10 protein-coding genes are annotated in these 12,573 nt (G+C 38.3%); 9 read left to right on the plus strand and 1 reads right to left on the minus strand.

Translation table 11 applies throughout. The features are described from left to right. The first annotated feature begins 5 nt into the window (after positions 1-5). The 4 genes from ACFSTH_RS12635 to ACFSTH_RS12650 all read left to right on the plus strand — a co-directional run bounded on the left by ACFSTH_RS12635 (position 6) and on the right by ACFSTH_RS12650 (position 5,191). Positions 6-689, plus strand: coding sequence for a response regulator transcription factor (locus ACFSTH_RS12635; RefSeq protein WP_377770330.1), 684 nt, complete (start codon positions 6-8; stop codon positions 687-689). 5 nt (positions 690-694) lie between these two features. Continuing rightward, positions 695-1,696, plus strand: coding sequence for a sensor histidine kinase (locus ACFSTH_RS12640; protein WP_377770331.1), 1,002 nt, complete (start codon positions 695-697; stop codon positions 1,694-1,696). A gap of 166 nt (positions 1,697-1,862) precedes the next feature. Beyond that, on the plus strand, positions 1,863-2,546 hold the full coding sequence (locus ACFSTH_RS12645; protein ID WP_377770332.1) for an ABC transporter ATP-binding protein: 684 nt from the start codon (positions 1,863-1,865) through the stop codon (positions 2,544-2,546). Continuing rightward, positions 2,543-5,191: an FtsX-like permease family protein gene (locus ACFSTH_RS12650; RefSeq protein WP_377770333.1), complete on the plus strand. Its 2,649-nt coding sequence runs from the start codon at positions 2,543-2,545 to the stop codon at positions 5,189-5,191. Before ACFSTH_RS12645 ends, ACFSTH_RS12650 begins: the two co-directional genes overlap by 4 nt. 535 nt (positions 5,192-5,726) lie before the next feature. Here the strand turns inward: ACFSTH_RS12650 and ACFSTH_RS12655 are convergent. Then, positions 5,727-7,538 (minus strand): methyl-accepting chemotaxis protein, encoded by a 1,812-nt coding sequence (locus ACFSTH_RS12655; protein ID WP_377770334.1) that lies wholly within the window; start codon positions 7,536-7,538, stop codon positions 5,727-5,729. A 374-nt stretch (positions 7,539-7,912) separates the two neighbouring features. On the opposite strand from ACFSTH_RS12655, the gene ACFSTH_RS12660 reads away from it, so the two are divergent. The 5 genes from ACFSTH_RS12660 (at position 7,913) to ACFSTH_RS12680 (ending at position 12,544) form a co-directional block, all read left to right on the plus strand. Further along, positions 7,913-8,830 (plus strand): aldo/keto reductase, encoded by a 918-nt coding sequence (locus ACFSTH_RS12660; RefSeq protein ID WP_377770335.1) that lies wholly within the window; start codon positions 7,913-7,915, stop codon positions 8,828-8,830. Positions 8,831-9,015: 185 nt separating this feature from the next. Next, positions 9,016-9,954, plus strand: a complete 939-nt coding sequence (locus ACFSTH_RS12665) for an ArsR/SmtB family transcription factor (RefSeq protein WP_377770337.1) — start codon at positions 9,016-9,018, stop codon at positions 9,952-9,954. A gap of 205 nt (positions 9,955-10,159) precedes the next feature. Continuing rightward, on the plus strand, positions 10,160-11,437 hold the full coding sequence (locus ACFSTH_RS12670; protein ID WP_377770339.1) for an ABC transporter substrate-binding protein: 1,278 nt from the start codon (positions 10,160-10,162) through the stop codon (positions 11,435-11,437). A 19-nt stretch (positions 11,438-11,456) separates the two neighbouring features. Next, on the plus strand, positions 11,457-11,741 hold the full coding sequence (locus ACFSTH_RS12675; protein ID WP_377770341.1) for a hypothetical protein: 285 nt from the start codon (positions 11,457-11,459) through the stop codon (positions 11,739-11,741). Then, complete coding sequence (locus tag ACFSTH_RS12680) at positions 11,738-12,544, plus strand: carbohydrate ABC transporter permease (protein WP_377770343.1); 807 nt, start codon at positions 11,738-11,740, stop codon at positions 12,542-12,544. The genes ACFSTH_RS12675 and ACFSTH_RS12680 overlap by 4 nt, the downstream gene beginning before the upstream one ends. The last annotated feature ends 29 nt before the right edge of the window (positions 12,545-12,573 follow it).

Here is a 12,573-nt window from a genome sequence, read left to right on the forward strand (position 1 = left end):
TAGAGATGAAAGTATTAATGGTCGAAGATGATAAAGCGATAGCGCTTGGATTAGAATATTCCCTACAGCAAGAAGCGTACGAGACGATTATTTGTTATGATTTTGCATCTGCGGCTACCGTTATAAAGGAACAATTAGATGACATTAGTTTGTGTTTATTCGATTTGTCGCTGCCAGATGGTAGTGGTTATGAGTTATGCAAACTAGTAAAGGAAAGGTCGGATGTTCCGGTTATTTTTTTGACGGCGCTGGATGACGAAGTGAATGTAGTAATGGGATTGGACATGGGAGCAGACGATTATATAACAAAACCATTCCGGATTAGAGAGTTGTTATCGCGGATGAATTCGGTGCTGCGTCGTTACCAACGACAAACATCACCAAAAGGTGCTATTATACTTGCTAATATTACAATCTATCCACAAGAAGGAAAAGTATTTAAACAGGGAAATGAGATAGCTTTGACAGCGTTGGAATATAGGTTGTTACTCATATTTTCTAATCATATTGGTCAAGTACTAACAAGAGATCAACTATTAGAAAAAATTTGGGATATCGCCGGCGAATTTGTAAATGATAACACGTTAACAGTTTATATTAAGCGACTAAGAGACAAGCTGGAAGATGATCCGCAGAAGCCGGTCATTATTAAAACGATGCGAGGGTTGGGCTATAAAGCGGGGGAGTAGAGACGATGCTACGTAATAAAGAGTATGTTATTTGGTTAGTAGTTAGTGTATTAATTGGTAGCTGTGGAGTCGTTGCCGTTAGTTTTTATTCGAATAATGCTGCTGTTTGGACAGCTATCACTGTTGGGTTATTAGTAGGTAGTTATTCCATATTTACTAGGTGGCGATATAAACAAATCCGGTTGTTATCAGAGTTTTTGCAACAAATCCGTAATGGCAATTATAGTTTGGATGTGCGTGATCATCGTGAAGGTGAATTAAGTATATTGAAAAGTGATATTTATAAAATGTCGGCTTTGTTATCCGAACATAATGAACAATTACAAATAGAAAAACAAAAATTGACGGAAGCGATCTCAGATATTTCTCATCAGTTAAAAACACCGCTGACATCGATGATGATGATGAGTGAATTAGTAGCCGATGATCAACTACCACATGAAAAACGTCAGCAGTTTGCTGGTCAGATTACGGCTCAATTGGAGCGAATTGATTGGCTGGTGTCGTCTTTGTTGAAGCTGTCCAAAATCGATTCGGGCACGATTGTTTTTAAAAAAGAAACGATAGCAGTAGAGCAGCTCGTGCAACAAGCGCTTGATCCTATTCGAATTACTAGTGAACTGAAGCAACAAACCATTACGATGACAGGCGATCCAACATTGATGATAGTTTGTGATAGCAATTGGACGAAGGAGGCACTGCTGAACATTGTGAAAAATAATGTGGAGCATACGCCAGTAGGTGGTCAAATTGCTATTCGTTATGGAGAAAATCCGTTATACGTAGAGATTGTAATAGAAGATAACGGTGTAGGTATGGCAAAAAGTGAATTGCCATATTTGTTCAAACGTTTTTTTCGGGGAAGGCAAGCAAGTGAAAATAGTGTAGGGATCGGCTTATCGATGTCCCATAGTATTGTTACTAGTCAACGTGGTGTCATTGATGTATATAGTGAAGCGGGGAAAGGAACAACATTTCATCTGAAGTTTTATAAACAACATGAATAGCGGCATGAGTGGCTGACTTAGCAAATGAACTTGAAATAATAGTAGATGACGCAATGATTCAATGACGTAATGGTTCATTGATAATGACAATATTGTCACTTAACAGTCACGAGAAAGTCATCTGCCTGCTTTATGCTTTGGTTATGAATAGATGGAGGTTGGAACAATGGACATTTTACAAATAAAGCAGTTATCCAAAGTGTACGGCAAAGGTGATACGAAAGTAAAAGCGGTTGATAATGTTTCTTTTTCTGTACGAAAAGGTGAATTTGTAGCCATTATCGGTCCTTCTGGTTCTGGTAAATCAACACTTATGCATATGCTTGGTGGCGTAGATCGTCCAACGAGTGGACAAGTCATCATTAATGGGACAGATATTTATAAATTAAATGAAACACAATTAGCAATATTTCGCAGACGACAAATCGGTTTAATTTATCAATTTTATAATTTAATTCCGGTCCTTTCGGTTGAAGAAAATATGACACTGCCGATGTTATTGGATGGACAAAAAGTAGATAAACAACAATTAGAAAGTATTGTAGACAAGCTAGGTTTGAATGAACGATTGCAATATTTGCCTAATCAGTTATCAGGAGGTCAACAACAACGGGTATCGATCGGTCGAGCACTTATTTCAAAACCTGCATTGATGCTGGCAGATGAGCCTACTGGAAATTTGGATAGTCGTAATAGCGGTGATATCATCGACTTACTTCGTATGTTTAATCGGGTGTTTAATCAGACGCTGGTTGTTATTACGCACGATGAGCGTATTGCTCTGCAAGCAGATCGGATGATTACGATCGAGGATGGCAGAATTGCGAGGGACGAGGTGGTACGTCCATGAATATTGTCAACAAACTAACACTTCGCAGTATGAAGGCTAATAAACGGCGGACGATCGTTACGATTATCGGAGTCATCATTTCGGTAGCGATGGTGATGGCAGTCGCGACGATTAGTGTATCATTTCAAGATTTGATGAAAAAGCGAGAGATTCAAGATAATGGTTATTGGCATATTGCATACAATGCTATTACAGAGAAACAGCTAAAGGATATAAGAGCAGAGAAGCAAGTAGATAAGGTTGTAGTTAAGCAAGAGTTGGGTTATGCACAGCCGGAAAATAATCAAGATAAACAAAGACCGTATCTTCAGTTTGAGTTTTTTAATAAAACAGGGTTCGACCATTTTCCACTTGAAATAGTTAACGGAAGACTACCAGAAAATCCGCAAGAAGTTGTCGTTACAGAAGATTTAATTAAGATGGCTGGCTTAGATTATTCGCTAGGAGAGAAAGTAAATTTCGATATTGGAAAGCGGATGGGTACGAAGCGTGATGGTTCCAAAGAGGTATTAGGGAAGCATGTATTTTATGGACAGACAGATACAGATGGAGAAGTAGAATACAGCGAATCGTTGCAAGTGAATAGACAGCTCGAAGTGACGATTGTCGGTGTCGTGAAGTTACCCAACTGGATTACAGCATGGAGCTCCTATCCTGTTATTGGATTATTGGACGAAGTGATCGTAGAGGCGGAATCCGATAATGGCGAGCAAATATCTGCATTAGTTACGACTCATAAAATAAATGGGAGTATATATAGTTATGGTTCTAATCAAATGGAATCTCTCGGGCTAGCAGAGCAACAATTATCGTTTAATAATAGTTTGTTGCGCTATGATGGGATAACGCAGGATGATAATTTTAGAACGGTACTATACTCCCTTGCTGCGATCATTATTGCAATTATTATGGTCGGCTCTATTTCACTAATTTTTAATGCATTTGCTATTTCTGTTTCAGAGCGTTCTCGTTATTTGGGAATGTTATCTAGCATAGGTGCAACCAAAGTACAGAAGAGAAATTCGGTATTTTTCGAAGCGGCTTTAATTGGAGTAATTAGTATTCCACTAGGACTAATATTCGGTTGGCTCGGCATATGGGTTACTTTCCAGATTATGAATGATACATTACAACAAGCTTTAGACTTTAATATTCCTTTGGAAGTGCTCTTATCACCAGCTGCTTTATTAGTAGCTACTGTTGTATCGATGGTTACGATAGCCTTATCAGCTTATATTCCAGCAAGGAGAGCGTCACGAGTGACAGCGATTGAAGCGATAAGACAAACACCAGATATAAAGTTAACGGGGAAGAAAGTACGAACGACGAGAATTGTTCGACGTTTATTCGGTATGGAAGCAGATATTGCATTGAAAAATTTGAAGCGAAATAAGCGTAAATATCAAGTGACCGTCTTTTCGTTAGTCATTAGTATCGTCCTTTTTTTATCGGTTACTTATTTTACAGATGTGATGAAGAAATCGCTTTTGCTCACGCAAGATGGAGAAAATTACGATATTGTTATTTATAATATGCCAGAAGAAGAGCAAGCTACAATACTACAAAAAATCGCAGCCTTAGACACGGTAGAAGCTTATAGTGCCAAGAAAGGAATGGGCGGCTATGCTTATATAACGGAAGCGCAATTCGCTGAAGCAACGATACATCCTTCGATGAGTCGGAGTGAGCAATTGACGACATCTCTCGATGAAAATGGACGTTATCCCTTATCGCTAAATATAAGTATATTGGATAAGGAAAGTATGGAAGCTTATGCAGCGCAGATAGGGGTAGATAGTAAGCAATTATTCGATGTAACAAAACCAGCGGTGATTGTGCAAGATACAATACGCTATAAAGATGAGGACTTGAAAAAATATGTGGAAAAGAAAGTAATGGAAGCTAAAGTCGGTGATCGTTTAGTATTAATGCAAGGAAAGCGTGGTGAGAATCACGAGTTTATACCGACGGAGGAATACGAAGTAGGGATAGCTGCAACAACGGATGAAATACCGCTTGGCGGTGAACGGAGTTATCCCCAAAATATGAACATTGTTGTTTCGGAAGAAGTAGCGCTACAATTTCCGTTTATTTCAGAACAGGTAGCGGATAAGTCGTTCAGTGTGTATTTGACAAGTAAAAAACCGATGCAAACAGAGCAAGAGATATTGGAAATAGACGAGAGTTTGTATATGAGAAATTGGTATACTATGCGACAAAGAGATGTGCAGATGATAACATTAATGTCCGTATTTACTTACGGGTTTATCGTATTGATTTCTGCCGTTGCTATAGCCAACATATTTAATACGATTTCAACTACGATTGCACTTAGGAAACGAGAGTTTGCGATGTTGAAATCGATCGGGATGACACCGCGTGGTTTTAATAAAATGATGCAATATGAAAGTTACTTCTATGGTTTAAAGGCACTCTTGTACGGTATTCCGATCAGTATCCTATGTATGTATGGGATTTATCGTGCGTCAGATAGTATGTTTGATTTTGCATTTCGACTCCATTGGCTATCGCTGACGATTACGATCGTTGCAGTATTTACAATCGTGATTGCGACGATGTTTTATGCGACATCCAAACTAAAACGAGAAAATATTATTGATGCATTGAAGCAAGAAAATATATAATACTCAACATGATGGGGTGTCTAGTGAGTCAGTGAAAACTGACTACTGGATACTCCTTTTGTGTAGAGGAGATGACGTAACAGGAGAAAGTTTGTATGAAAAAACGTATAAAGGGTCGTGTACAGCGTGTTGTAACGAAAGCTTTATACGAAAAAACGTATAAAGGGTCGTGTACAGCGTGTTGTAACGAAAGCTTTATACGAAAGAACGTATAAACGATCATGTGTAGCGTGTAATAAGCGAAAGCTTTGTACGAAAAAACATATAAACGGTCGTGTATAGCATATAGTAGCGAAAGCTTTATACGAAAAAACGTATAAACAGTCATGTGTAGCTTGTTGTAGTGAAAGCAGTATTTTACTAATTTAAGCATAGACGATGAACATGGTGGATATATTATGGCAATAGTATTATATGATGTGAAGGTAATTCACCAAACATAATATATAACGAAAAAAGAATCCTACAAAAGAGTCGCTGCATCAACTCTTTTGTAGGATTTTTGTAACTTAGTAGACTGTTTAAGTTTACCTATTTACAATTTAAACTTATCCGATTGTTCTTCCATATTAGTGGACATTGATTTTAATTTTTCAATAGAGGATGCTATTTCGTCCATGGAAGCAAGCTGTTCTTCAGCGGCAGCTGATACGTTTTGGGCTGCGCCGGCTGTACGTAATGAAATATGCTCGATTTCATGAATAGCAGCGGATATTTCTTCCGAGCTTGCAGACATTTGTTGTGCTGCTGCCGATACATCTTGAATTTGATCAACGACAGACTGGGTAGAATCAACAATTGTATCAAAGCGTCTACTGGACTCTTGAATAGCTAATATGGCATTGGAAAATTCATGTTCGCTTTTCTTCATCGTTGCAGAAGTTGTAAATACGTTGCCGCGAATGTTATCGACTAGCTCTGTAATTTGTTCAGCAGATTGATTAGTCATTTCTGCCAGTTTACGCACTTCACCCGCGACCACTGCAAATCCTCGACCATGTTCCCCTGCTCTTGATGCTTCGATGGCAGCATTAAGTGCTAGTAGGTTGGTTTGACTCGAAATACTTTTTATCACATTAACGATATCTTCAATTTGTGCAGATTGTTTCATTAAGAGTGCAATAGAAACACTTAATTCTTGCACCGTACCACTTAATACCTGGACTTGATTCGTTGCAGCTATTGTACGTTCATTGCCATCTTTTGCTTGATCAAGCGTAGTAGAAGACAACTCGTAAGCTCTAGAGGACGCATCTGCAACTCTACCAATTCCAATCGCCATTTCATCCATGGCAGTAGCTGTTTCTTGTGTAGATTTTGCTTGCATCTCGTTATTATTCGCCACTTCAGTAATGGCATTAGTAGTATGATTAATCGCTTGAATCGTTTCTTCTGTCACGACTGATAGTTGATTAGAAGAAGCGGCTAGCGTATGGGAACTAAGCGAAAGATTTCCGATCAAATGCTGCAAATTTTCTTTTAAAGTATTAAAAGATACGCCAAGCTGTCCAATTTCATCACGATTACGAATAATAAGCGGTTGTCCACTTAAGTTACCAGCTGCGATTTGTTCTGCTTCTCGTTTAATTTTAATAATCGGGTTAATGAGATGGCGAGCAAATAACAAGAGCAATATACTGCCGATAACTGTACAGATAACTAAAATGAGCACAATCGATTTCAAAATATTGGTTTGACCAGAGTTATAGTCTTGTTTGTAAAAACCAGCGGATACGATCCAATCCCATTCTGGCACAACTTTCGCATAAGATAGCTTCACTGCTTCTTTACTGCTCGTTTCTTTTTGATTAGCTGACGTTTCAAGATAGGCACTATTGTCATTTTTATTTGGCAATGGATATGGATATTCTACGAACCCACCACCTTGAGTCGCCGCTTGAATTAATTCTTGTATATAAAATGTTCCGTCAGATGCTTTGTTATTAAAAATATTTTGTCCTTCAGAAAAAGGATGGGCCAGCAATGTTCCTTTCTCGTCAATGATAAAGAAATAACCATTCTCTCCAAAATCAATAGCGGAATTTAATGGGCGAGTACCATCGTTTGCTTTTTCACCGAGTATCATTTGTTTTACCTGCTCTTGCGCAGCTTCTTTACTCATCATGTTGTTTTGGACAGATTCATTAAGCTTTTCAATGATTTCTATCGCCATATGTACGCTAGTACTCAGGTTGCTTTGAATTAAAGATTCGGTTTCTTTTTTAGACACATTATAGGAAGTAATTCCTAATACAGATAAAGGTACTACGAGTAATAACAGTGAAATAGTAATTAATTTGACACGAATCGACATTTTTATACTAGTTCTTAAGTCGTTATTGGTCATTTTATCTCCCCCCGCCTAGCTTATTATATAGTATATTCCTACTACTATAATCAATAAGGGCTAGTCTTGGCAATATCATAAGTTACTGTAAATAGAAATGATTTCTGTTACGTTGTAGTAGTTCGCACAATTGAAACAATTATAGTGATATTAATCAAAATGGTAGCTGAAAAAGAGGGAAAATTCATTATTTAAAATAAAACGGAAGTTAAACAATAGCAATCGGACAATAAAGAGGTGAAAAGGTCTTCTTCTTGAGACTATATGACTAGTAACAGTAATGAGTTTTATCATTAAAACTTTCCATTATGCGAGAAAAAGTATACGATAGAAACGAGTGCTTTATCATTTCTATGAAAAGGGGTTAGATAATAGTGAAATATATTAATATTGGCGGAAGCGGTATACATGGCTCTGCGGTTACACTTGGTTGTATGCGGATTGCACAGATGGAACATAATGATGTAGCACGATTAATAGAGACGGCATTTGAAGCTGGGATTAATATGTTTGATCATGCGGATATATATGGTCGAGGACAGTCGGAACAAGTATTTGCTGAAGCGCTGAAACTAACTTCAATTAAGCGAGAACAAATGATTTTACAATCAAAATGTGGTATTCGCCAAGGATTTTTCGATTTTTCAAAGGAACACATTTTACAGTCGGTTGATCAAATACTACATAGATTACAAACAGACTATTTAGATATATTATTGTTGCATCGCCCAGATGCTTTAATGGAGCCAGAGGAAGTGGCTGAAGCATTCCAGCAATTACAGTCTTCCGGAAAAGTTCGTCAGTTTGGTGTAAGTAATCATCATCCAGGTCAAATTGAATTATTGAATAAGTCATTATCTGTAAAATTAGTAGCTAATCAATTGCAGTTTAGTGTGACTAATGCCAGCATGATTGATGTTGGACTGAATGTGAATATGGAAAATGCGGAAGCGATTAATAGAGATGGACAAGTGCTAGATTATTGTCGTTTACAAAATATGACGATTCAAGCGTGGTCACCATTGCAGTATGGGTTTTTCGAGGGAATTTTTATCGGTCATGAGAAATACGCTGCTTTAAATGAAGTGCTTGAGCGAATTGCTGCTGAACAGCAAGTAACGGTGGAAGCCGTTGCTGTTGCTTGGATATTGCGTCATCCAGCTCAAATGCAAGTTGTCATTGGGACAACGCAACAAAAACGAGTGCAAGGAATGGCACAAGCGTCGAACGTACAGTTGAGTCGTGAACAGTGGTATGAAATATATCGAGCATCAGGAAAAAAATTACCGTAATTAGTAGTTACAACGGTGTTGGATGGAAGTAATGGAGGTGTTGCCGGCAGCATTATGTGTGCGGTAACATCTTTTTTATGTTCATTTGTTACAAAAATCTTGCATTAAACCAGATAATGCTATTATAATAAACGGACTTCAACAAAATAATGGAAGAAGAACATGAATATAGGTAGGTGATGAAGATGCTTCAAGTAGGGATGCATGATCCCGATCAACTTGTCCGAGTAGCACATGCCTTATCTACAAGAGCGAGAGTGGACATGCTTCGGTTGTTGAATGACCGTAGTATGAACGTACTAGAAATTTCAGATGCACTTTCATTACCAGTGTCTACTGTAGCTAATAATGTAAAAATATTGGAGGCAGCTGAATTAATTCATACAGAATTGTTACCAGCGGTACGTGGAGCGATGAAAGTATGTACGCGTAGTTATGATGATGTGCACATGGCATTAAACACCAAATTCAATCAACCTGTGGGCGATTTACAGCTGTATCAAATAGAAATGCCAATTGGTCAGTACAGCAATTGTGAAGTATATCCGACATGCGGAATGGCTAGTGTAGAGGAGCTATTAGTGCAGGAAGATGAGCCGGCAAGTTTCTATCATCCATTGCACATTAATGCCGGTATTATTTGGTTTCGCAAAGGATTTGTTGAATATTTACTGCCACTGGAAACACCGCAACAAGCAACGATAGAAGCTATTGAATTTTCCATGGAGCTATGTTCGGAAGCGCCAAATTATGATCACGACTGGCCTTCAGATATATCCGTTTGGATTAATGACGTGGAGCTTGGTCATTGGACTAGTCCGGGCGACTTTGGTGAACGAAAAGGAAAACTCAATCCGTTATGGTGGAAGGAAAGAACGAATACACAATATGGATTGCTAAAAACGTGGCGTGTTGATCGAGAGCGTACAACGCTCGATATGACGAAACTTTCCGATGTGAAACTACTTGACCTACAACTGGAGCATCGACCAAATATTAAGTTGAAAATCGGTGTAAAACAAGATGCATTGCATCGAGGTGGTGTTAATTTATTCGGTCGACAATTTGGCGATTATGAACAAGGGATAATAATGAAAGTACACTATAAATTAAATAATGACTAGTTGCGATAAGACGTTGGTTATAGAAAGTATATAATCAACGTCTTGTTTTTTTGTTTTACAGATCAATTATTACAATAAAACGATATGAAAGCGTTGGCAAAGTAAAGTTATTGTCATATAATTTTCATTAATAAATATAATAATTGTAACAAACCAAGTATTTTGTTTATGATTTAATGATATTAATGAAAAGGGGAGAAAGAGGATGCGAAGATCATGGCGGTTAGTTACAGCATTGTTGCTAGTAAGCGCGTTAATGTTAGGAGCTTGTAGCTCCAATTCTAGTGGGGGAAATAGCGGAGATAAAGTAACATTATCGTTTTGGACGCTATTTTCTGGCGGAGACGGCGACAATATGCAAGCAATGATCGATTTATTTAACAAAGAACATCCGGATATCGTTGTCAAAAATACGAAGCTAGAGTGGGCTGAATATTACACCAAGCTAGTTACAGCAGTAGGGAATGGTAATGGGCCGGATATTGGTATTTCTCATACGTCTCGCTTGCCTGATTTAATTGATCAAGGAGTTGTAAGTCCGCTCGACGATATAGCGTCCACTGCGGGAATTGATTTTTCGACATACAATCAAAACTTACTAGCTGCCGCCATCGTCGATGATGTTCACTATGCTATTCCAATAGATACACACCCGTTCATTATGTACTACAACAAAAAATTGCTCAGAGATGCTGGATTATTGCAAGAAGACGGAACTCCTGCCTTTGAAGCAGACGCCGAATCATTCGTTACGTTTTTACAGCAATTACAAGAGAAATTGCCAAAAGGAATAACGCCATTAGCACTATCTCCAAACAATGATGACCCATTTCGCTTTTGGTGGGCACTGTATGCACAACTTGGTGGGGATGACATTATAGATGACAGTTTGCAAAAAGAGCAAGTAGATGATACGAAAGCGGTGCAAGCAGCGACTTATATTCAAAATCTATATAAAAGCAAGTTTATAAAAGAAAATGATCCCGATTTCTATAAAAACTTTCAAAGTGGAACGGCAGCAATAATGATGACTGGAGTTTGGGCGACAGGAACATGGGAAAGTACAAAAGACTTGGAGTTTGGTGCAATGCCATTGCCGCAACTATATGATAAGCCAGCGACTTGGGGCGATTCGCACACGATCATATTGCCATTGTCGAAAAAAGAGAATGAGCAAAAGCAACTTGCGGCTATTACCTTTGCTGATTGGATGGCGGAAAACGGACAAATATGGGCAAAAGCAGGGCATATTCCAGCCAAACCTGCCGTATTAGAAAATGCGGAATATAAAGCAATGCCTTATCGCAGTGATTATGCAGCGGTAGCAGATACTGTTAAATTCAATAAGCTATCGACGAAAAATTGGCAGCTACGTGACTTGGCGATGTTTAAATATTTGAATGAAGTTTGGGCGAACAAAATGACACCGGAACAAGCGATTGCTAGTATGAAAAAAGAGATACAAAAAGTGCTCGACAATTAACAGCAGAGGGTGAATGGATATGAAAATGAGCAAAATGAAGGCGGATGTACAGGCGCTTTTGTTCTTGCTACCCTTTCTTGCCATTTACTTGTTGTTTACGATATGGCCAATGCTCAAAGGTGTAGAGATGAGTTTTTACAAATGGTCGCTCATCCATAAGATGGAGTATCTTGGTCTAAGTAACTATGAGAAATTGTGGCAAGATCAGGAGTTTTGGGCATCGGTCGGGCATTCTTTTATTTTACTAGCTATGTCCGCACTGCAATACTGGTTAAATAATCGAAAAGGAGCGGATGATGCATGAAATGGGTATACCGGATAATCTCCCTTGTCGTAGCTTCAATATTCGTCATTCCGCTCATTTGGATGCTAGTTGTTTCCATTAAACAAGAAGGGATGAAAATCGTCACTGTCGTAGACTGGTTTACTCCTCCCTATTCTTTGGCAGTTTACCAGGAGGTGATTACCGAAACAAAACTACTGCTATGGTCATGGAATAGTTTGTTTGTAGCACTATTAGTAACGTTATTTACGATTATTATTGCTGCTATGGCAGGTTTCGTCTTATCCAAAATACCATTTCGCTATAAAACATTTATGTTTTTATTCGTATTATCAGGTCTACTTATACCTGGTGAGGCAACGCTAATTCCGTTGTATCAAGTGGCCAAAGATTTAAGTATATTAAACTCTTACCCCGGTTTAGTATTACCGGCACTTGCTTCACCAATAGCCATTATTGTACTAAAAAGCTTTTTTGATGGCGTACCGAACGATTTAATAGAAAGTGTACAAATAGATGGTGGAGGTATTGTTCGTATTTTCTTTCATATGATGTTGCCGCTTACAAGGCCGGCGCTAGCTTCTATGGCAATACTTACGTTTATCGGTTCGTGGAATAACTTCTTATGGCCGTTTCTATCGATTACCGATGACAACTTATTTACACTACCGATGGGTATTCCGACATTAATGGATCAGTTCACTGAAGATTATGTCAAACCGATGGTAATTAACTCCGTTGCTTCCTTACCAATTGTAGCCATTTTCTTAATTTTTGAAAGACAGATCGTCAAAGGAATTAGTTTAACTGGTATAAAAGGCTAAGTGCGTAAGATTGATAGAGAGTGATAATA

Source organism: Paenibacillus yanchengensis (genome assembly GCF_042684845.1).
In the GTDB taxonomy this organism is placed as follows: Bacteria; Bacillota; Bacilli; order Paenibacillales; family Paenibacillaceae; genus Pristimantibacillus; species Pristimantibacillus yanchengensis.

What these genes read in the sequence shown, in the direction of transcription:
- ACFSTH_RS12645 (WP_377770332.1), top strand. Translation starts at nt 1,863, where the DNA reads ATGGACATTTTACAAATAAAGCAGTTATCCAAAGTGTACGGCAAAGGT.
- ACFSTH_RS12670 (WP_377770339.1), top strand. Translation starts at nt 10,160, where the DNA reads ATGCGAAGATCATGGCGGTTAGTTACAGCATTGTTGCTAGTAAGCGCG.
- ACFSTH_RS12655 (WP_377770334.1), bottom strand. Translation starts at nt 7,538, where the DNA reads ATGACCAATAACGACTTAAGAACTAGTATAAAAATGTCGATTCGTGTC.
- ACFSTH_RS12680 (WP_377770343.1), top strand. Translation starts at nt 11,738, where the DNA reads ATGAAATGGGTATACCGGATAATCTCCCTTGTCGTAGCTTCAATATTC.
- ACFSTH_RS12640 (WP_377770331.1), top strand. Translation starts at nt 695, where the DNA reads ATGCTACGTAATAAAGAGTATGTTATTTGGTTAGTAGTTAGTGTATTA.
- ACFSTH_RS12675 (WP_377770341.1), top strand. Translation starts at nt 11,457, where the DNA reads ATGAAAATGAGCAAAATGAAGGCGGATGTACAGGCGCTTTTGTTCTTG.
- ACFSTH_RS12665 (WP_377770337.1), top strand. Translation starts at nt 9,016, where the DNA reads ATGCTTCAAGTAGGGATGCATGATCCCGATCAACTTGTCCGAGTAGCA.
- ACFSTH_RS12635 (WP_377770330.1), top strand. Translation starts at nt 6, where the DNA reads ATGAAAGTATTAATGGTCGAAGATGATAAAGCGATAGCGCTTGGATTA.
- ACFSTH_RS12650 (WP_377770333.1), top strand. Translation starts at nt 2,543, where the DNA reads ATGAATATTGTCAACAAACTAACACTTCGCAGTATGAAGGCTAATAAA.